General features: G+C 38.7%; 20 protein-coding genes and 5 tRNA genes. 24 read left to right on the top strand and 1 reads right to left on the bottom strand.

Annotated elements, in window-relative coordinates; all coding sequences use genetic code 11:
* Positions 1 to 23 precede the first annotated feature (23 nt).
* The gene (argH, locus tag MZO21_RS11535; protein WP_171501191.1) at positions 24 to 1,454 is read right to left on the bottom strand and encodes an argininosuccinate lyase; all 1,431 of its coding nucleotides are present in this window, start codon (positions 1,452 to 1,454) and stop codon (positions 24 to 26) included.
* On the opposite strand from argH, the gene MZO21_RS11530 reads away from it, so the two are divergent.
* The 24 genes from MZO21_RS11530 (at position 1,445) to rpoB (ending at position 21,230) form a co-directional block, all read left to right on the top strand.
* Positions 1,445 to 2,599 (top strand): sensor histidine kinase, encoded by a 1,155-nt coding sequence (locus MZO21_RS11530; RefSeq protein WP_154771954.1) that lies wholly within the window; start codon positions 1,445 to 1,447, stop codon positions 2,597 to 2,599. The two genes, argH and MZO21_RS11530, sit on opposite strands and share 10 nt — an antisense overlap.
* Before the next feature lie 50 nt (positions 2,600 to 2,649).
* A complete protein-coding gene (locus tag MZO21_RS11525; protein ID WP_248103838.1) occupies positions 2,650 to 3,390 on the top strand; it encodes a LytR/AlgR family response regulator transcription factor in 741 nt (246 codons plus the stop codon).
* A gap of 108 nt (positions 3,391 to 3,498) precedes the next feature.
* Positions 3,499 to 4,416 (top strand): hydroxymethylbilane synthase, encoded by a 918-nt coding sequence (gene hemC / locus MZO21_RS11520; RefSeq protein WP_154771956.1) that lies wholly within the window; start codon positions 3,499 to 3,501, stop codon positions 4,414 to 4,416.
* Position 4,417: 1 nt separating this feature from the next.
* Positions 4,418 to 5,197, top strand: a complete 780-nt coding sequence (locus tag MZO21_RS11515; RefSeq protein ID WP_154771957.1) for a uroporphyrinogen-III synthase — start codon at positions 4,418 to 4,420, stop codon at positions 5,195 to 5,197.
* The gene (locus tag MZO21_RS11510; RefSeq protein WP_154771958.1) at positions 5,194 to 6,015 is read left to right on the top strand and encodes a hypothetical protein; all 822 of its coding nucleotides are present in this window, start codon (positions 5,194 to 5,196) and stop codon (positions 6,013 to 6,015) included. The genes MZO21_RS11515 and MZO21_RS11510 overlap by 4 nt, the downstream gene beginning before the upstream one ends.
* A gap of 3 nt (positions 6,016 to 6,018) precedes the next feature.
* Positions 6,019 to 7,212, top strand: a complete 1,194-nt coding sequence (locus tag MZO21_RS11505; protein ID WP_154771959.1) for a heme biosynthesis protein HemY — start codon at positions 6,019 to 6,021, stop codon at positions 7,210 to 7,212.
* Between the two features lie 8 nt (positions 7,213 to 7,220).
* Positions 7,221 to 7,652 carry an acyl-CoA thioesterase gene (locus tag MZO21_RS11500; RefSeq protein WP_248103836.1) on the top strand — a complete coding sequence of 144 codons (432 nt, stop codon included), beginning with the start codon at positions 7,221 to 7,223 and terminating at the stop codon, positions 7,650 to 7,652.
* Positions 7,653 to 7,775: 123 nt separating this feature from the next.
* Positions 7,776 to 8,102: an H-NS family nucleoid-associated regulatory protein gene (locus MZO21_RS11495; RefSeq protein ID WP_171501195.1), complete on the top strand. Its 327-nt coding sequence runs from the start codon at positions 7,776 to 7,778 to the stop codon at positions 8,100 to 8,102.
* A gap of 169 nt (positions 8,103 to 8,271) precedes the next feature.
* Positions 8,272 to 8,997 (top strand): FHA domain-containing protein, encoded by a 726-nt coding sequence (locus tag MZO21_RS11490; RefSeq protein WP_154771962.1) that lies wholly within the window; start codon positions 8,272 to 8,274, stop codon positions 8,995 to 8,997.
* A gap of 61 nt (positions 8,998 to 9,058) precedes the next feature.
* Entirely contained in the window at positions 9,059 to 9,727 is a 669-nt protein-coding gene (locus tag MZO21_RS11485; protein WP_154771963.1) for a phosphoglycolate phosphatase, read from the top strand.
* Between the two features lie 122 nt (positions 9,728 to 9,849).
* Positions 9,850 to 11,343: an anthranilate synthase component I gene (trpE, locus tag MZO21_RS11480; protein ID WP_154771987.1), complete on the top strand. Its 1,494-nt coding sequence runs from the start codon at positions 9,850 to 9,852 to the stop codon at positions 11,341 to 11,343.
* Between the two features lie 98 nt (positions 11,344 to 11,441).
* A tRNA-Thr gene (locus tag MZO21_RS11475) sits at positions 11,442 to 11,517 on the top strand.
* Positions 11,518 to 11,569: 52 nt separating this feature from the next.
* Positions 11,570 to 11,653, top strand: a tRNA-Tyr gene (locus MZO21_RS11470).
* 36 nt (positions 11,654 to 11,689) lie between these two features.
* A tRNA-Gly gene (locus MZO21_RS11465) sits at positions 11,690 to 11,765 on the top strand.
* 15 nt (positions 11,766 to 11,780) lie between these two features.
* Positions 11,781 to 11,855, top strand: a tRNA-Thr gene (locus tag MZO21_RS11460).
* 144 nt (positions 11,856 to 11,999) lie between these two features.
* The gene (tuf, locus tag MZO21_RS11455) at positions 12,000 to 13,190 is read left to right on the top strand and encodes an elongation factor Tu (RefSeq protein ID WP_154771964.1); all 1,191 of its coding nucleotides are present in this window, start codon (positions 12,000 to 12,002) and stop codon (positions 13,188 to 13,190) included.
* 47 nt (positions 13,191 to 13,237) lie between these two features.
* Positions 13,238 to 13,313: transfer RNA gene (locus MZO21_RS11450), tRNA-Trp, on the top strand.
* 72 nt (positions 13,314 to 13,385) lie between these two features.
* Positions 13,386 to 13,826 (top strand): preprotein translocase subunit SecE, encoded by a 441-nt coding sequence (gene secE / locus MZO21_RS11445; protein ID WP_154771965.1) that lies wholly within the window; start codon positions 13,386 to 13,388, stop codon positions 13,824 to 13,826.
* 7 nt (positions 13,827 to 13,833) lie between these two features.
* Positions 13,834 to 14,367 (top strand): transcription termination/antitermination protein NusG, encoded by a 534-nt coding sequence (gene nusG / locus MZO21_RS11440; protein WP_154771966.1) that lies wholly within the window; start codon positions 13,834 to 13,836, stop codon positions 14,365 to 14,367.
* Positions 14,368 to 14,486: 119 nt separating this feature from the next.
* Positions 14,487 to 14,915 (top strand): 50S ribosomal protein L11, encoded by a 429-nt coding sequence (gene rplK, locus MZO21_RS11435; protein WP_004868049.1) that lies wholly within the window; start codon positions 14,487 to 14,489, stop codon positions 14,913 to 14,915.
* Between the two features lie 3 nt (positions 14,916 to 14,918).
* Positions 14,919 to 15,614 carry a 50S ribosomal protein L1 gene (gene rplA / locus MZO21_RS11430; protein ID WP_154771967.1) on the top strand — a complete coding sequence of 232 codons (696 nt, stop codon included), beginning with the start codon at positions 14,919 to 14,921 and terminating at the stop codon, positions 15,612 to 15,614.
* A gap of 302 nt (positions 15,615 to 15,916) precedes the next feature.
* The gene (gene rplJ / locus MZO21_RS11425; RefSeq protein WP_154771968.1) at positions 15,917 to 16,423 is read left to right on the top strand and encodes a 50S ribosomal protein L10; all 507 of its coding nucleotides are present in this window, start codon (positions 15,917 to 15,919) and stop codon (positions 16,421 to 16,423) included.
* A gap of 48 nt (positions 16,424 to 16,471) precedes the next feature.
* Positions 16,472 to 16,837, top strand: coding sequence for a 50S ribosomal protein L7/L12 (gene rplL / locus MZO21_RS11420; RefSeq protein WP_154771969.1), 366 nt, complete (start codon positions 16,472 to 16,474; stop codon positions 16,835 to 16,837).
* 304 nt (positions 16,838 to 17,141) lie between these two features.
* Positions 17,142 to 21,230, top strand: a complete 4,089-nt coding sequence (gene rpoB, locus MZO21_RS11415; RefSeq protein ID WP_154771970.1) for a DNA-directed RNA polymerase subunit beta — start codon at positions 17,142 to 17,144, stop codon at positions 21,228 to 21,230.
* Position 21,231: the final 1 nt, after the last annotated feature.

Here is a 21,231-nt window from a genome sequence, read left to right as displayed (position 1 = left end):
ATACTCCGAATTAAACGTAAAATTTAAGCGTAAAGGCTTTCTAAGCGAGTATATGCACGAGCAATAGCAGCTTCTACTTGAGCAGGTGCTGTACCGCCAATGTGGTTACGTGCATTTACTGATGCTTCAAGTGTTAAAGCTTTTTCAAACACATCTGCTTGAATTAAATCAGAGAACTGTTGAAGTTGCTCTAAAGTTAATTCAGACAAATCTTTGCCTTCTTGAACACCAAGTGCAACAGCTTTACCTACAATTTCATGAGCATCACGGAAAGCAACGCCATTTTTTACTAAGTAGTCAGCAAGGTCTGTTGCTGTAGAGAAACCACGAAGCGCAGCTTCACGCATGATTTCAATGTTTGGAACCAATGCAGGAATCATGTCGGCAAATGCCATAAGAGAACCACGAACCGTATCAATTGCATCGAATAATGGTTCTTTATCTTCTTGGTTGTCTTTGTTGTAAGCCAATGGTTGACCTTTCATAAGCGTTAATAAGCTCATTAAGTCACCATAAACACGACCAGTTTTACCACGAATTAATTCAGGAACATCTGGATTTTTCTTTTGTGGCATGATTGATGAGCCAGTGCAGAAACGATCAGGAATGTTCACAAATTTGAACTGAGCCGAAGTCCAAAGAATCATTTCTTCAGACATGCGTGATAAATGCATCATAATTAAAGATGCCGCAGCATTGAATTCAATACCAAAATCACGGTCAGAAACTGCATCAAGTGAGTTTTCACAAACAGCTTCAAAACCTAAAAGTTCAGCAGTGTATTCACGTTCGATTGGGTAGGTTGTACCTGCAAGCGCAGCAGAACCAAGCGGTAAGCGGTTTACACGTTTACGGCAGTCAATTAAACGTTCAGAGTCACGTACTAACATTTCAAACCAAGCCATTAAATGATGACCAAAAGTCACAGGCTGTGCAGTTTGAAGATGCGTAAAACCAGGCATAATTGTATTGGTGTTTTTAGCCGCTAAGCTCAAAATACCTTTTTGCAATTTTTCAAGTAATTGTAAAATCGCATCAATTTCATCACGTACATATAAACGGATGTCAGTTGCAACTTGGTCATTACGGCTACGACCTGTATGTAGTTTCTTACCCGTAATACCGATACGCTGAGTTAAACGAGATTCAATGTTCATGTGAACATCTTCTAAATCGATGCGCCACTCAAAGTTGCCCGCTTCAATTTCAGATTTAATAGTGGTTAAACCATTAATAATGTCATCACGTTCTTGTTCAGTTAAAACGCCAACTTTTGCAAGCATAGTTGCATGTGCAATAGAACCTGCAATATCTTGTTTATAAAAGCGTTGGTCAAATTGAACAGATGCTGTAAATTCAGCAACAAATGCATCAGTAGCTTCAGAGAAACGACCGCCCCACATACCCGATGTTTGGGTTTGTGACGGATTTGAGGAATTAGAAGATGTGGTCATGTCGGCTCAATAGAATAAAAAGCGATAATATGCAAAGTAGTATAGCAAATTCGGAAACAGTTACCGAAAAACAAGTCGATCAAACTTTTGCACATATGCAGGGGGAAAATCATTCAATCTATTTTTTAACGAAAATAGGTCGTTGGCAATATTTAATTGAATTATTTATTGGCAGTGTTTTATTGGCATTGGTTTTGGTCTTGGCAGAAGCGCAGGGATGGTCAGGGCTAAGCTTTGAGCGTTTTATTCAATATGTGCTTTATATAGATTGGGTACTTTTGTGCTTTGTGACTTTGGTTGAATACTTTCAGAAAACGCTTATAAAAGTGCATTTGGCACAATCATTTGTTATGGGTTTTTTGTTGTTGCAATTGATTATTTTTTCAACAAGTGTTGGGCTTAATTTCTTTATACATTTAGGTGAAAACCTTGGCTTAGAAAATTTAAGCTTGAATGCATTATTCAATAATATTGGATTGCACTTGGGTTATGGCATATTGCTTGGCGCATTTTGCTTTAGATACTTATATGTGCGTGAACAGTGGGTGCAACAGCAAAATAGTGAGTTACGTTCAAGGGTTGATGCCTTACAAGCACGGATACATCCTCACTTTTTATTTAATAGTTTAAACAACGTTATTAGTTTAATTGCGATAGATCCAGATAAAGCAGAGCAAATGCTTTTAAATTTATCTCGATTATTTCGTGCAAGCTTGCAAGAACTCAAGCTTGTAAGTTTGGCCGATGAAATTGAACTTTGCCAAAAATACTTAGAAATAGAACAAATTCGCTTGGGTGATCGCTTAAATGTAGATTGGAAATTTGAAAATAAGCAGCTTTTCAATCAAACACAAATTCCTCTGCTTACTTTACAGCCACTACTTGAAAATAGTATTTTTCATGGTGTAGAGAAAATTTTAGCCAAAAGCACCATTAGTATATTGGTTGAAGTTTTAGATAATCATGTCAATATAGTGGTGACAAATCCCTTTATAATTAATGATGTTGCACAGTGTCAAAGTCATGGGATAGCAATAAAAAATATTAAACAGCGCTTGCAAGCCTATTATGGAAGTTCTGTGACATTTAGAACATTTTCAAGCAATCAAATATACACAACAGTGGTTCAGTACAGATACAAATAATACGTTTCAGGTTTCTTAAATTTTGGAAAATTAATTGGGTAGATGAATGTATGGATATATTGATTTGTGATGATGAATCTTTAGCAGTACAAAGATTATCAAAATTAGTTGAGCAGCTTGGACATAAAGTTGTTGCGACTGCATCACATGGTCAAGAAGCCATTGAACTTACACAAATTTACTCTCCAGACGTTATTTTACTTGATATTCAAATGCCAGAAATGGATGGCTTAACCTGTGCAAAGCGTTTGCGTGAATTGGGTTTAATGCCTGCGATTGTTTTTTGTACGGCATATGATGGATACGCACTAAATGCTTTTAAATCTCAAGCAGATGGATATTTGCTCAAACCTGTGCTAAAACAAGATTTACAACTGGTGTTAGATCAATTAACCAAGCTTACTCAAGCTCAGCTGAGTAACATAAAACAAAAAGAAAATATGGAAGAATTAAATAATCAGCGCACACAAATCGTGGCGAAGACCTTTCGAGGTGTAGAGCTTATTCCTGTGGAAAATATTTATTATTTTCTAGCAGATCAAAAGTATGTCACCGTTCGTCATAAGAATGGCAGTGTTCTTATTGATGAAACTTTGAAGGATTTAGAGCAAGAGTTTGGCGATGAATTTATTCGAATTCATCGTAATGCCTTGGTTTCTGTTAGTTTTTTAAGCGGTTTAGAGCTTGTGAGTTCAGGGCAATATCAAGTGAGATGTCATGGCTTGGAAGAAAAATTATCCGTAAGTCGTCGACATTTACCGCTTCTAAGAGAGCGTCTACAAAAAATTTAATTGGCTTAAATATAAATTTTGACACAAGCAAAAGTTCAATTTACTTGCATTTTTAAGATTTCAAGTTAAGTTTACATGCATACTCAATCATTTATTTAAGCTGGCATAATGAAAACCCTTAAAATTGCAACTCGACAAAGCCCACTTGCTTTATGGCAAGCAGAACATATTCGTGCGCGTTTAGAGGCGTTACATGCAGATTTAACCGTTGAGCTTGTAACTTTCGTTACGCAAGGTGACAAAATTTTAGATACGCCACTGGCAAAAATTGGTGGTAAAGGTTTATTTGTAAAAGAATTAGAAGCTGCATTATTAGATGGTCGAGCAGACCTTGCTGTACATTCAATGAAAGATGTTCCAATGGCATTGCCTGAAGGTTTAACACTTGCAGTGATTTGTGAACGTGAAGATCCTCTAGATGCTTTTGTTTCAAATGCTTATGCAAGCTTTGATGATTTACCGCAAGGTGCAAAAGTTGGAACATCTAGCTTGCGTCGTAAATGCCAAATTTTAAAAGCACGTCCAGATTTAGAAATTATTGATTTACGTGGCAACGTAGGTACACGTTTATCTAAATTAGATGCGGGCAATTATGATGCAATTATTCTTGCAAGTGCAGGTTTAAAGCGTTTGGAGTTGGCAGATCGAATTCGCCATACGCTTGATCCAGTTGTGAGTTTACCAGCCGTTGGACAGGGTGCATTAGGTCTGGAATGTCGTGAAGATGATCAAGCAGTCTTAGATTTAATTTTGCCATTAATGCATGAAGAATCGAATGTTTGTGTACGTTCAGAACGTGCATTTAATGCATATTTAGAAGGTGGTTGCCAAGTTCCAATTGCAGGCTATGCGACATTACAAGATGGTCAATTAACCATTGAGGGTCGTGTAGGTAGCGTAGATGGTGAAACCTTACTTCAAGTGAATTTAAAAGGTCAGCCTGAAGATGCTGAAAAGCTAGGGGTTCAATTGGCTCAAGAATTACTTGCATTGGGTGCAGGTGAGCTTTTAAAAGCATTACATTAATATGCTTTTTATTAATACCCGTCCTCAAGATCGTGCAAAGCCATTAACGGTGGCTTTGCAACAACAGTTTATTGAAGTTATTGAACTTCCATTGTTAGAACTTATTGCACGTCCTTTATCAAGCGAGTTAACGTACTTATATCAGCAACTTTTCTCTGCAAAAGTTATTGTAGTAGTGAGTCCAACTGCTGTTGAAATTGGCATGAAATATCTAAAACAATTAGATATTCAATTGGCTGATTTAGCACATTTGAAATGGATTGCTGTAGGTCAAAAGACTGCTGAAAGTTTGCTCGACTATGGTGTTGAAAGCTTTATTCCAGATGTTGAAACATCGGAAGGTATGCTGAATTTATCGGTTTTAAAATCTTTAGATGCTCAAACTGAGATTGCATTTTGGCGTGGTGAAGGTGGTCGTCAATTTATGATGGATACTTTAATGTCAGAAGGGCATAAGGTTCTTAATTTTATTTTGTATGAACGTCAATGTCCTGAGCAGTCTAAGCAAGATATAGAAACAATAAAACAGCGGTTAATACAATCACCAAGTTATAAAATGGTGGTGAGTAGTGAGGCAAGTTGGTTAAATTGGATTGAATTAATTCAAAATAATCGTGATATTCTAAATAAAGCTGATTATTGGGTACTTGGGGAGCGATTATTTCAATTGTTACTTAATGATCAAAAGCAAAATAAGCTTAGTTTTAAAATTACAAAATTAGCCAATTTAAAAATAGATTCAATCATGCAACAAATTATTGTTGCTCAAGGGAAATCATGAAAAAGCTTTATATTTTTGTGCTCATAATTATTTTGGCTGTAGTCGCTAAATTAAGTTATGACGTATATAAAATATCGGAACAGCAAATTCAATTGCAGCAAGTGGTTAATAAGTTAGAAAAAACAAATTCGAGCTTAAATGATCAGTTGGTGGCAATTAAGCGTGAACCGAATGAAAGCAATTCTATTGAATCTAAAAAAACAACCGATGTTGATACGCATATTCAGCCGAATGATATGATTAAACAGCAATTAAATTTGGTTGAATTTGCATTAAGACAGCATCAATATCATTATGCAGTAGAGAAATTATTGGTACTTAATCAACAAATTAATGATTATGTTTTAGCGCCATCATTAAAAAATAGTTTGCATCAAGTTATTAATAAAGACGTACAAACGATTAAGCAATATGTAATAAATAGTGATGCACAACAACAGCAAATTAATCAGTTAATTTTGAAGTTAAATTCAGAGCTTAAACAAGAAATTATTCAACCTAATTTAACGATTTCACAGCCTGAAAATGGATACTTTTGGCAAAAATGGTTTTTTGTTGAATCTACTAAAAAACCAGCACAGCAATTAATGCAGCGCTCAGTAATTTTAAAAGAAGCACAGTTAAGATTACTTATTGCACGTGAAGCATTATCTCAAGGTCAATTTGTTCAATATCATCAAGAATTAACCGATATTATTCAGTTGCTAGAGCAATTACCAGATCAGGTTGCTAAACAAATTGTTCAACAAATTAAAATGCTTGATGGAATGACCTCTATTCCAGTTCCTGTATTAAGTACTCGAGCATTAATGGGCTAAGTTATGAAAACAGTTGTTCTTGCTTATGCACTTATTATTTTAATTTTTACTGCCATTTTGAGCCTATTAAATTATGGCTATGGTGCAGGTTATGTTTATATTTATTGGCGTGACTTACAAATACAAACCAATACTTGGGTTATTTTCTTTTTAACAATTTTAACCAGTTTATTTATACAAATATTATGGGTGCTAAGTAAGAGATACTTCATGCGTGAAAAGCGTAAAAATGAAGTTATTTTTGACTTTAAAAACTTGCATCCATATGAGCAATTGGCTGTTATTTCGCTTTTAGATGCGGAAATTGATCAGAAAGATTTCATTCAAACTGTATTTTCAAATTCAGGTTTATTGCAGGGTGTTATTGATTCTCAACTTGAATATGTACAAGGCAATTTACCTCAGGCACTTATATCGTTAGAACAAACCAATGCAATGGCATTTGAGTTGGCGGAAATTCAACGCATCCGTATTTACTTGGCACAGAATGATGCTGAGAAGGCGCTAACGCATCTTGAGTTCTTAAATCAGCATGAATTATCACCTTGGTTAAATGATGTTAAAAACTCGTATGAGCGCACATTACAAGATTTATGGGGCGCTTTTGCAGTTGCATTTCCGTGGAATTATTTACGCTCAACCAAATATGGTCATTTAAATATCGATAAAAAAGTTGACTGGTTAAAGCAGTTACTTAAACAGTTTGATCAAGCAAGTTTTGATAATTTAGAAGATTTAAAGCAACGTTATTTGGCTTTATCTAATAATATTTCTGAAAAAAGTTATGAGGTGAATGTGCTTTGGTTAAAAGTACTTTCACGCTTACCAGAGCTAAGTGAACAGCATGAAGAGCTTGCAGAATATTTGTTAGGAACTCAATTTGATCAGGAAGTTTTCTACTTATGGTTCCAGCAGCAAGTATTAAAGCAGAACCCAGATTATGCAACGATTGAACAAAAAATTGAATATTGGGAAGCGAAATATCCTGCATTGCCTGTATTAAGTTTTGTGAAATGGCATGTTTTCCAAGAGCAAGGTCGTTTTGCAGAAGCAGAGCAATTATTAACACTTTATCCTGATCATGTGTTAATGAACTATTTAAGAATTAAATCGACTTTAAAAGATCAAGATCATTTAGTTCAGCAGCTTAATTTGATTTTTGAGAATAATGCGAATCATGTAGCAATTAAAATATAAGGTGAATAATGACTGCACTTAAAGATTATCCCGTGATATATGAGCAACAAGTTGCTTGGGGTGATATGGATGCTTTTGGGCATGTTAATAATGTAATTTATTATCGATATATTGAAAGTGCTCGATTATGTTATTTGGATAAATTAAATATTTTTGAGCAAGATATTTATACAGTTGTTGCATCAAATCAATGTAAATATATTCAACCTGTATTATATCCAGATCGGTTAAAAATAGGCGCGCGTGTAGATGAAATAAGAAATAGTGCATTTAGAATGCATTATTCTATTTGGAGTGAAAAGCTGAGTAATATCGTTGCAACGGGTGAGGCTGTAATTGTATGTGTAAATAAAAATGATATGAAAAAAGTACAAATACCCACTTATATTAAAGATAAAATTAAGCAATTAGAAAATGAGATTAATCACCTAATTGAGTAAATTGGAGAAATAATAAATTGTTTTTAATTGTAGTTTGTTGACTTTAAATGATTGAATTTTTTTATTTATATAAATAATATGGCTGAGTTAATTAATAAAATCAATATTTAGGAATTGGAGTTTATAATGCCAGATATTAGTAATATGTCTGTTGAACAGTTAAAACGTTTACAGCTTGAAGCTGAAGCTTTAATTGCATCTAAAAAAGATCAAGCAATAGAAGATGCATATAATCAAATTTTAGCAATTGCTGAAAGTGTTGGTTTATCTGTAGAGCAAATTGTTGAGTTTGGTTCTGTTAAACGTAAAAAAGGCACACGTAAAGCAGTAGAACCTAGATACCGCAATAAGGGTAATACTGAAGAAACTTGGACTGGTCGTGGTAAACAACCTCGCTGGTTAGTTGCACAACTTGAAAAAGGTGCAAAGTTAGAAGATTTTCTTATCTAATTTTTTAATTAATAATGCGCTGAAAAGTATTTATTTTAAAAGCCAAGTTTAATGAACTTGGTTTTTTTATGTTTGATGGTTTTAAATTGTATTGAGTTTATAAAACCGTAAGCTATTTTAATCATTCAGCGTGATATTATAATTCAAAATCACTATTGAGTAGCTTTTTATGACTTGGAAATTGCAGGCCATTACAGGTGAGTTCACAGGGCAAGAGATTCTCATTGACCGTGATATGTTGGTTGGTCGTCATCAAGATTCAGATATTATTTTACAATCTTCTGAAATTTCACGTAAGCACGCAGCATTTTTATTGAAAAATAATGAGCTTTGGCTTCAAGATTTGAAATCTTCAAACGGAACATTTGTAAATGATGTCCGTATTGAAGGAGAGACTCTTATTGAAGCTGAAGATATTGTTCAGTTTGCAAGTTTAAAATTTTCTGTACTACAAGAAGCGCAAAAAATTGAAAAGCCTACATTTATGCAAGGTGTAGAACTTCAACCTGTTGTCGTGGCAGATAAAGAAGAAGTAAAACAAGCTATTCAACAGCCGTCAGAAGCTATTGCGACATCTGAAACTGCGGCTAAGCAAGAGGAACTTACACCTGCACAGCAAATGAATGAGCAGGGTATGCCAGACTTAAAAGCACGCGATGCAAGTGTTCAAGTCACTAAAGAAGGTATGCCAACAAATGTTGGTATTCCAAAACCTGCGCCAATTCCTGCTGATGTAGATTTAACTGCGCCTATGAAACGTGAGGAATGTGAAGTTGAAATTCCTGCGGTTTGCGTAGAAGAGGAAAAAGAAGCACAAAAAAATGCTTCAGTTGGTTTGGTGGCTGTTATCGCGATTGTTATTTTGGCAATTATTGCATTTGTATTGTTTAAATAACGTTGGTTTAGCATACAATCGAAGGCATGCAATCGCATGCCTTTTTTATTGTGGAGTGAAAATGTCTGTCGCAAAGCTTAATAGTCGAGAAGTAATTTTATTTGACCTAGATGGCACTTTGGTCGATTCTGCTTCAGATTTATATCGTGCAATGAATTTGAGCTTAAAAGAATTGAATTTACCACTTGTGACAGAGCAGCAGGTTCGTGTTTGGGTGGGTAAGGGCACAGCAATTTTTTGTGATAGCGTTTTGGAACATATCACAGGGCAGGTTGATGCAACACAACATGAGCAATTACTTGCAACATTCTTAAAAATTTATAATGCAGAACCTTGTGTGGAAACTTTACCTTTTGATGGTGTTGTTGAATTTCTAGATTGGGCTTCAGCACAACATAAAAAACTAATTTGCGTGACCAATAAGCCTGAACAGCCTGCAAGAGCAATTATTAAAGAATTGGCTTTAGATCATTATTTTGAAGATGTAATTGGTGGTGATCGATTTGCAGAGCGCAAACCACATCCTAAACAACTGCTTCACTGTGTAGAAACTTACCAAGTGACTAAAGAGCAAGTACTCATGATTGGCGATTCAAGCAATGATGTCGAAGCCGCTCGCCGTGCAGGAGTAGATTGTATTGTGCTTAGCTATGGCTATAATCATGGTGAAAATATTTTAGAATGTCAGCCACAGCAAGTTGTTGATGATCTTAGAGAATTAATTGCGTAAAGCAACGGTAAATGAAGGAATATTGAAAATGAGTACTTGTGTGGTTTTTCGATGGCGAAGCTCAGTTAAATAAAACCGAATTAAATGAACATCGTCCATTAAGAAATTTTTTAGAGAAAAACATGACTACTCAAGCTCAATTTAACTTATTAAAAGATGCAGGCTACAATCTTATTCCTGTATATCGTCAGCGTTTAGCAGATACAGAAACACCGCTTTCTGTATTCGCACGATTAAAATCTCACGAACAGGCTTATCTTTTTGAATCTGTAGAGGGTGGTGAAAACTGGGCCCGCTACTCCATTATTGGTTTGGGGGAATCTACAGTTTTCTCGTGCAATGAAGGTCAGCTTACGGTTCAGCAAGCAGATGGTACTATCGTAAAACAAGAATGTGTAGATCCATTTCAATATATCCGTGATTTTCAAGCGCAATATAAAGTTCCAACACAAAAGGATTTACCTGCGTTACCAAGCTTTACAGGTGGTCTAGTTGGGTATTTTGGTTATGACTCAGTTCGTTATATCGAACCTCGTTTAAAGAATATGCCAGAAGCAGATCCTGTAGGTTTGCCTGATATTTGGATGATGCTTTCTAAAACCGTCATCGTTTTTGATAATTTGAAAGATACCTTGTTTTTAATTGTTCATGCAGATGTGAACGATACAGATGCTTATACAAAAGCACAGGCGGAGTTAGATGCTTTAGAAGAGCTTCTAGCAACACCAATTAGCCTTAAAGCAGAAAAGCACACAGCACCGCATTTTGAGTCGCTTACAGGTAAAGAGAAGTATTTAGAGTCAATTGAAACTGTAAAAGAATACATTCGCGCAGGCGATGTGATGCAAGTTGTTCCTGGGCATCGTATGGTTTCGGACTTTGATGGTGAGCCATTGCAGGTTTATCGCGCCCTACGTCATTTAAATCCATCGCCATATTTGTTCTTGGTGCAAGGGAAAACCTTAGAAAATAAAAAACCATTCCATATTGTTGGTTCATCACCAGAAATTTTATCTCGTTTGGAAAATGGTATTGCAACGGTTCGCCCATTGGCGGGTACACGACCACGCGGCAAAACCAAAGAAGAAGATTTAGCGCTTGAGCAAGATTTACTATCAGATGAAAAAGAAATTGCAGAGCATCTGATGCTGATCGATCTTGGACGAAATGATGTGGGTCGCATTGCAAAAATTGGAAAGGTACAAGTTACAGATAAAATGGTGATCGAGCGTTATTCGCATGTCATGCATATTGTGTCTAATGTTCAAGCAGAAGTTAGAGATGATGTAGATGCTTTAGATGTATTTAAGGCAACTTTCCCTGCGGGAACACTTTCTGGTGCACCAAAAATTCGCGCAATGGAAATTATTGACGAAGTTGAACCTGTAAAACGTGGAATTTTCGGTGGAGCTGTTGGTTATTTAGGCTGGCATGGCGAAATGGACATGTCTATTGCAATTAGAACATGCGTAATTCGTGAAAATAAGGTGTTTGTTCAGGCAGGAGCGGGGCTTGTTGCAGACTCAAATCCTGAATCTGAGTGGCAAGAAACGCAAATAAAAGCTCGCGCAGTGATCAAAGCGGTTGAATTATCGTCAAATGGATTGATTTTGTGAGTTTTTAACGTTTTTTTTGAAAAAAACACTTGCACGGATTCTAAGTTTTGCTAAACTGCACACCGTTCCGATACGAAACGTACGAAACGCTAAGAAACGCCGGCATAGCTCAGTTGGTAGAGCAACTGACTTGTAATCAGTAGGTCCACAGTTCGAATCCGTGTGCCGGCACCATCTTAGGAGTTTTGAGTTAAGTAAAAGAACGACACTGGAAGTAAGTGTAAATGGTGAGGTTCCCGAGCGGTCAAAGGGGGCGGACTGTAACTCCGCTACGAAAGTTTCGAAGGTTCGAATCCTTCCCTCACCACCAATTTAAGACTTCAATAAGTGGATGTGCCAACATCGTGCGGGAGTAGCTCAGTTGGTAGAGCGGCAGCCTTCCAAGCTGCATGTCGCGAGTTCGACCCTCGTCTCCCGCTCCATTGAAGCGAAAATTTGCTCTTATAGCTCAGTGGTAGAGCACTCCCTTGGTAAGGGAGAGGTCTCGAGTTCAAATCTCGATAAGAGCTCCAGATTACAGTTTAGTGATTTTGTCACAAAGTTAAATAAAGCAGGCTATTTAGTCTGCTTTTTAAGTATTTAGGGTGTCTATTTTTTAGGCGATTAGTCGATTTTAGCAATCTTAGAGTTGTGTCGACGTAAACGAGGAGAATCTCATGGCTAAGGCTAAGTTTGAACGTAATAAGCCACACGTTAACGTGGGCACAATTGGTCACGTCGACCATGGTAAAACAACTTTAACAGCTGCAATTGCAACTGTATGTGCAAAAACTTTTGGTGGCGAAGCGAAAGACTACGCTGCAATTGACTCTGCACCTGAAGAAAAAGCACGTGGTATTACAATTAATACTTCACACGTAGAATACGATTCAGTAATTCGTCACTACGCACACGTAGACTGTCCTGGTCACGCCGATTATGTTAAAAACATGATTACTGGTGCTGCTCAAATGGATGGCGCGATCCTTGTATGTGCTGCGACTGATGGTCCAATGCCACAAACTCGTGAACACATCCTTCTTTCTCGCCAAGTAGGCGTACCTTACATTGTTGTATTCTTAAACAAATGCGACCTTGTGGATGATGAAGAATTACTTGAATTAGTAGAAATGGAAGTTCGTGAACTTCTTTCTGCTTACAACTTCCCTGGCGATGACACTCCAATCATCCGTGGTTCAGCTTTAGCTGCACTTAACGGTGACCAAGGTCAATACGGCGAACCAGCTGTAGTAGCTCTTGTTGAAGCTCTAGATTCTTACATTCCAGAGCCAGAACGTGCTATCGATCTTCCATTCCTTATGCCAATCGAAGACGTATTCTCTATCTCAGGTCGTGGTACAGTAGTAACTGGCCGTGTTGAGACTGGTATTGTACGTGTTGGTGAAGAAGTTGAAATCGTTGGTATTAAAGATACAGTTAAAACAACTGTAACTGGCGTAGAAATGTTCCGTAAACTTCTTGACGAAGGTCGTGCGGGCGAGAACTGTGGTGTTCTTCTACGTGGTACTAAACGTGAAGACGTTCAACGTGGTCAAGTACTTGCTAAACCAGGTGCAATCAAGCCGCATACTAAATTTGACGCAGAAGTATACGTGCTTTCTAAAGAAGAAGGTGGTCGTCATACTCCATTCCTTAACGGTTACCGTCCACAGTTCTACTTCCGTACAACTGACGTAACTGGCGCTATCTCTCTTCAAGAAGGCGTTGAAATGGTTATGCCTGGTGACAACGTAGAAATGGCAGTAGAATTAATCCACCCAATCGCAATGGACCCAGGTCTACGTTTTGCGATCCGTGAAGGTGGTCGTACAGTTGGTGCTGGTGTAGTTGCTAAAGTAACTGCATAATCGCTAATGGTATTTCAAGTTGGGGCTTCGGCTCCAGCTTGTTTTGTAGGTCAGTAGTTCAATTGGTAGAGCGTCGGTCTCCAAAACCGAATGTTGGGGGTTCGAGTCCCTCCTGGCCTGCCATTTTTAAAAAAAAACTTGATGCTGGTTAAATTGGTCATATAATAAGTCGCGAGTTCTACGACGAGTACAAAAATGTCGAATGATAAATCGCGTGACGCATTAAGCGAAGCGCCAATCCCTCAAAGAAATAATTCTGCTGAAATCGTAAGCTCTAGTTCGCCGATAGACTATATTTTATGGATTTTTTCTATAATTTTATTTATCGCTGCAATGCTGACAAATCAACATTTGCCAGGATATTGGGCGCCAGCGAATGATGTTTGGGTTCGGGTTGGTGTGATTTTGGCTTGTATCGTAGCCGCTTTAGGTTTATTATACGCCACCCATCAAGGCAAAGGCTTTGTTCGCTTACTAAAAGATTCGCGAATTGAGTTGCGTCGAGTGACCTGGCCAACCAAAAATGAAACTGTGACCACATCATGGCAAGTTTTATTGGTTGTAATCATTGCTGCAATTGTTTTGTGGTGTTTTGATTATATTTTAGGCTGGCTAATGAAGTTTATTATCGGGTAAGAGAGCTATGAAACGTTGGTACATTATTCATGCCTATTCAGGTTATGAAAAACAAGTGATGCGTTCGCTTAATGATCGAATCCAGCGTAGCGCTGTTGCCGATAGCTTTGGTGAAGTCCTTGTCCCTACTGAAGAAGTAGTGGAAATGAAGGAAGGTAAAAAGCGTAAGTCTGAGCGTAAATTCTTTCCTGGCTATGTGTTAGTCGAAATGGAAATGAATGATGATACTTGGCATATCGTGAAAGAGTGTCCAAAAGTACTTGGCTTTATTGGTGGTACTGCAGAAAAACCTGCACCTATTACTCAAAAAGAAGCTGATGCAATCTTAGCTCGCGTGCGTAATACTGGTGAAGCACCTCGTCCTAAGACGATGTTTGAACCAGGCGAAGAATTACTTGTTGTGGACGGTCCATTCACTGACTTTAAAGGTGTTGTGGAAGAAGTTCTATACGAAAAGTCACGTTTAACACTGACTATTAATGTATTTAACCGACCAACTCAAGTTGAATTGGAATTTCGTCAAGTCGAAAAATCAGTTTAATTTTAATTGGTTAAAAACGCCCGATTTTTCTAAGATCGGGCATTGTTGTTGTAACGGTTATCGTTACTTGAAAACGTTGGGGAGCCTTAATCGGCGTTTGTACCCAGAGGTAATTTGAAATGGCTAAGAAGATTGACGGCTATATCAAGCTGCAAGTTCCAGCTGGTAAAGCGAATCCATCTCCACCGATTGGTCCTGCACTAGGTCAACGTGGTGTTAACATCATGGCATTCTGTAAAGAATTCAATGCTGCTACACAAAAAGTTGAAGCTGGTCTACCAATTCCTGTAGTGATTACTGTGTACAACGATAAGTCGTTCACATTCATCATGAAAACTCCTCCTGCTGCTATTCTTCTTAAGAAAGCTGCTGGTATCCAAAAGGGTTCGGCTGTACCTAACAAAACTAAAGTTGGTAAGTTGACTCGTGCTCAATTGGAAGAAATTGCGACTACTAAAGAGCCAGATTTAACTGGTGCTGATTTAGACGCACGTGTACGTACCATTGCTGGTTCTGCGCGTTCTATGGGCTTGGAAGTGGAGCTTTAAGACATGGCTAAATTAACTAAACGTCAAAAAGCGATTGCAGCTGCTATTGAAGCTAACAAAGTTTACACTTTGGAAGAAGCTGTACAAGTATTAACAAGCCTACCTGCTGTTAAATTCAAAGAATCTTTGGATGTTTCAGTAAACCTAGGTGTTGATCCTCGTAAATCTGACCAAGTTGTTCGTGGCGCGACTACACTTCCTGCAGGTACTGGTAAAACTGTACGTGTTGCTGTGTTTGCTCAAGGCGCTGCTGCTGAAGCTGCTAAAGCTGAAGGCGCGGACGTTGTTGGTTTTGATGATCTAGCTGAAAGCATTCAAGCTGGTAACCTTGACTTCGACGTAGTAATTGCTGCTCCAGATGCGATGCGCGTTGTTGGTAAGTTGGGTACTATTCTTGGTCCACGTGGCTTAATGCCAAACCCTAAAGTGGGTACTGTAACTCCTGACGTAGCTAATGCTGTTAAAAACGCTAAAGCTGGTCAAGCGCGTTACCGCGTAGACAAAGCTGGTATTATCCATGCTGCGATCGGTCAAGTAGGTTTTGAAGCTACTGCTGTTCGTTCGAACGTTGAAGCTTTAATTGCTGACTTAAAACGTTTGAAGCCTGCTACATCTAAAGGCGTTTACATCAAAAAGATCACTTTGAGCTCAACTATGGGTCCTGGTCTTACTGTTGATGTTGCAAACGTTTCTAAATAAGTTTCGACTTATTACAGAATTTTAAAGCCCTGAGTAAAAATCAAAGCAGCGCTTTGATTTTTACGCAAGAAGAAACCGGTCTCGGACTTCTTGCAAACTTAGGCAAACTTTGAATTGATAAATATTTGTTTATCAGCGTCAAAGACCTCAGGCGAGGGGAGTTTACTTCCTTCTTAATTTTCCAGCCTGCGTAGACGCGGTGGTGTGATTTGTTCATCCTCCGCGTGTAAGTTCAGAAATGAATTTACGAATTGGGAGTGTACTTCGAGTAAGTACATAAATCACCGTTAGGAGGTTTTACAATGGCTCTTCTTATCGAAGGCAAAAAACAGATCGTTGCTGAAGTAGCTGAAGTTGCTTCTACAGCGTTTGCTGCTGTTGTTGCTGACTACCAAGGTTTAACAGTTGAGCAATTAACTGCTCTACGTGTTGAAGCTCGTAAACTAGGTGTTGCTACACGTGTTGTACGCAATACTTTAGCTAAACGTGCTCTTCAAGATACTCAATTCACTATCTTGAACGAAACTCTTGTTGGCCCAACAATCTTAGCTTTCTCGACTTCTGAAGACGACATGGGTGCTGCTGCACGTTTGTTCGAAGAATTCGCTAAAACTAATAAAGCATTTGAACTTAAAGCTGCTGCATTTGATGGCAAACTTTATCAAGGTGCTGAAGTTAGCGTTATCGCTAATCTTCCGAACCAAGAGAAAGCGCTTACTATGCTTGCAAACGTTCTTCAAGCTCCTATTTCGAAATTGGGTCGCTTACTTACAGCACTCAACGAGAAAAACGAGTCAGAAGCTGCATAAGCTCAAACTTAAACACACATCATTCAATACCCATTTGGAGTTAATCTCATGGCTTTAACAAACGAAGAAATCCTAAACGCAGTAGCTGAAAAAACTGTTCTTGAACTTGTTGAACTTATTTCTGCTTTCGAAGAAAAATTCAACGTATCTGCTGCTGCTGTAGCTGTAGCTGCAGGTCCTGCTGCTGCTGCTGCTGAAGAGCAATCAGAATTCAACGTAGAATTGACTTCTTTCGGCGCGAACAAAGTTGCTGTAATTAAAGCAGTTCGTGAAGTTACTGGTCTTGGCTTAAAAGAAGCTAAAGACATGGTTGAAGGCGCTCCAGCTATTCTTAAAGAAGCTGTTTCTAAAGAAGAAGCTGAAGAACTTAAGAAGAAACTTGAAGAAACTGGCGCTACAATTACTGTTAAGTAATTTCGCTAGGGGGCTAATGAAAAATTAACCCCGAAATTTGGCTGATGGCTCTTGGGTCATCAGCCTTTTTGCGTTACAATAATCGGCTCGATTTTTGTTTGCGTGATGCAAAAAGCACCACATTTATAATAATTGAATAAAATTAAATGCTTACCAATATTTTTCCATGTTTAAAAATATTGTTAAGCGTTTTAATACCACTGAAAATTGCAGCATTTGAACAAGGTGGTGGTCATATCGACCTGCGTAATTCCTTCTAAACCCGTTCTGCAGGCGGGTTTAGTTTACTTTCCGAGGACTCCAGATGGCATACTCATATACCGAAAAGAAACGGATCCGTAAGAATTTTGGTAAATTGCCGAGTGTGATGGATGCTCCGTACTTGCTTTCGATTCAGGTCGATTCGTACAGAACATTCCTTCAAGATGGCAAAACACCAAAAAACCGCGAAGATATCGGTCTCCAAGCCGCATTTCGTTCAGTTTTCCCTATAGAAAGTTATTCTGGCAATGCTGCTTTAGAATTTGTTGAGTATAGTCTTGGTAAGCCTGAGTTTGATGTTCGCGAATGTATTCTTCGTGGCTCAACTTATGCGGCACCAATGCGCGTAAAAATTCGTTTGATCCTTAAAGATCGCGAAACAAAATCTATTAAAGATGTGCGTGAGCAAGAAGTGTACATGGGTGAAATGCCACTCATGACAGATAACGGTACTTTCGTTATTAACGGTACTGAGCGTGTAATTGTATCTCAATTGCACCGTTCGCCAGGCGTATTCTTCGATCACGATAAAGGCAAAACACATTCAAGTGGTAAAGTCCTTTATTCTGCTCGTATCATTCCTTACCGTGGTTCATGGTTAGACTTCGAGTTTGATGCGAAAGATTTAGTATATGTTCGTATTGACCGTCGTCGTAAATTATTAGCAACTGTTGTACTTCGTGCTTTAGGTTATAAAGACGAACAGATCTTAGATTTATTCTTTGAGAAAGTTCCTGTATACCTAGACATGGGTAGCTACCAAATTGACCTTGTGCCTGAACGCCTACGTGGTGAAATGGCTCAATTCGACATTCTTGATGCTGACGGCAAAGCGATTGTTGAACAAGGTAAACGTATTAATGCACGTCATGTTCGTCAAATGGAAGCTGCTGGCTTAACTAAGCTTTCAGTTCCTGATGAATACTTGTACGAGCGTATTACTGCTGAAGACATCGCTTTACGTGATGGCGACGTTATTGCTGCAAACACAGTATTGAGCCATGAAATCATGGTTAAGATTGCAGAAGGCGGCGTTAAGCAGTTCAATATTCTGTTCACAAATGACATCGATCGTGGTTCATTCATTGCAGATTCTTTACGTGCTGATACGACAACAAGTCGTGAAGAAGCGCTTGTAGAAATCTACAAAGTAATGCGTCCGGGCGAGCCACCAACGAAAGAAGCTGCTGAAAACTTATTCAACAACTTGTTCTTCTCTTCTGAACGTTATGACTTATCTCCTGTAGGTCGTATGAAGTTCAACCGTCGTTTAGGTCGTCCTTACGAAGTTGGTACAGATCAGAAGTCACGTGAAGTTGAAGGCATCTTATCGAACGAAGATATTACTGATGTTTTAAAAACATTAATTGAAATTCGTAACGGTAAAGGCGAAGTAGACGATATCGATCACTTGGGTAACCGTCGTGTTCGTTCTGTTGGTGAAATGACAGAAAACCAATTCCGTGTTGGTCTAGTTCGTGTTGAGCGTGCTGTTAAAGAGCGTTTAAGCCAAGCTGAAACTGATAACTTATCTCCGCAAGATTTAATCAATGCGAAGCCAGTTGCTGCTGCAATCAAAGAATTCTTTGGTTCAAGCCAGTTATCTCAGTTCATGGACCAAAACAACCCATTATCTGAAATCACGCATAAACGTCGTGTATCGGCTCTTGGTCCCGGCGGTTTGACTCGTGAACGTGCGGGCTTTGAAGTACGTGACGTACATCAAACTCACTACGGTCGTGTATGTCCAATTGAAACTCCTGAAGGTCCAAACATTGGTTTGATCAACTCGCTTTCTGTTTACGCGAAATGTAATAACTTTGGTTTCCTAGAAACGCCTTACCGTAAAGTTATTAATGGTCAAGTGACCATGGATATCGAATACTTATCTGCTATTGAAGAAGTTGGAACTGTAATTGCACAGGCCGATTCTGCAATGGATAAAGATGGTAACTTAACGGAAGAAGTTGTATCTGTACGTCACCAAGGTGACTTCGTACGTATGCCTCCAGAAAAAGTAACGCATATGGATGTATCTGCTCAGCAGGTTGTATCTGTAGCTGCGTCACTAATTCCGTTCCTTGAACACGATGATGCCAACCGTGCATTAATGGGTTCAAACATGCAACGTCAGGCTGTTCCTACGTTAATCGCTGACAAACCACTCGTAGGTACGGGTATGGAAGCGAACGTAGCACATGACTCTGGTGTGTGTGTGATCGCGAACCGTGGTGGTCGTATTGAATATGTAGATGCTTCTCGTGTTGTTATTCGTGTAAACGAAGATGAAATGATCGCTGGTGAAGCAGGTGTAGATATCTACAACCTGATCAAATACACACGTTCGAACCAAAACACTTGTATCAACCAAAAAGTGCTTGTAAGCATGGGTGATCAAGTTGGTCGTGGTGATGTATTAGCTGATGGTCCATCTACAGATGGCGGTGAATTGGCTCTTGGTCAAAACATGCGCGTAGCGTTCATGACTTGGAACGGTTACAACTATGAAGACTCGATCTTATTATCTGAGCGTGTTCTTCAAGAAGATCGTTTAACTTCGATTCATATTCAAGAATTGTCATGTGTTGCTCGTGATACTAAGTTAGGTGCAGAAGAAATTACTGCGGATATTCCTAACGTAGGTGAAGCTGCGCTTTCTAAGCTTGATGAATCAGGTATTGTTTATATCGGTGCTGAAGTTGCTGCTGGTGACATCCTTGTAGGTAAAGTAACGCCTAAAGGTGAAACACAGTTAACACCTGAAGAAAAATTGCTTCGCGCAATCTTCGGTGAAAAAGCTGCTGACGTTAAAGACTCATCTTTACGCGTATCTTCAAGCGTTAAAGGTACAGTTATTGACGTTCAAGTGTTTACACGTGACGGTCTTGAAAAAGATGAACGTGCTCAAGCAATTGAAAAAGCACAACTTGATGCATACCGTAAAGATTTGAAAGAAGAGTTCAAAATCTTCGAAGAAGCTGCTCGTGAACGTATCATTCGTTTATTGACTGGTAAAGAATCTAACGGTGGTGGTACAACTAAACGTGGCGACAAACTTTCTGAAGATATGTTGGCAGGTTTAGAGCTAGTTGATTTGTTGGATATCCAACCAGTTGATGAAGCAATTGCAGAACGTTTAACTCAAATTCAAGTGTTCTTGAAAGAGAAGAGCTTCGAAATTGATGAGAAATTTGCAGAGAAAAAACGCAAACTTTCTACAGGTGATGAACTTACAACTGGCGTATTGAAAGTTGTTAAAGTTTACTTAGCTGTTAAACGTCGCATCCAACCGGGTGACAAAATGGCGGGTCGTCATGGTAACAAAGGTGTTGTATCAAACATCCTACCAGTAGAAGACATGCCACACGATGCAAATGGTGTTCCAGTTGATATCGTACTTAACCCGCTAGGCGTACCTTCACGTATGAACGTGGGTCAGATTCTAGAAACTCACTTGGGTATGGCTGCTCGCGGTCTTGGCGAAAAAATCGACAAGATGATGCAAGAGCAACGTACAATCATGGAACTTCGTGAATTCTTAGACAAGATTTACAACAAAGTTGGTGGCGAGCAAGAAGATCTTGATAGCTTAACTGACCAAGAAGTTCTAGCACTTTCTAAGAACTTGCGTAAAGGTGTTCCTTTAGCAACTCCTGTATTTGATGGTGCTGATGAAGGTCAAATCAAAGAGTTATTAGAACTTGCGGGCATTTCACGTACTGGTCAAACAGTATTGTATGATGGACGCACAGGTGAGCGTTTTGACCGTCCTGTAACTGTTGGTTACATGTACATGTTGAAACTTAACCACTTGGTAGACGACAAAATGCATGCGCGTTCTACTGGTTCTTACTCGTTAGTTACGCAACAGCCGCTTGGTGGTAAAGCACAATTCGGTGGTCAGCGTTTCGGTGAGATGGAAGTTTGGGCACTTGAAGCATATGGTGCAGCTTACACGCTCCAAGAAATGCTTACAGTTAAGTCGGATGACGTTGAAGGTCGTACTCGTATCTACAAGAACATTGTAGATGGAAACCATTATATGGATCCGGGTATGCCAGAATCGTTCAACGTATTGACCAAAGAGATCCGTTCTTTAGGTATCAACATTGAACTGAAAAATGGTGACTAAT

The sequence above is a fragment of the Acinetobacter portensis genome (assembly GCF_023158935.1).
GTDB classification, from domain to species: domain Bacteria; phylum Pseudomonadota; class Gammaproteobacteria; order Pseudomonadales; family Moraxellaceae; genus Acinetobacter; species Acinetobacter faecalis.
Note: the sequence above shows the minus strand (reverse complement) of the source record. Positions and strands in the feature narration are given on the sequence as shown.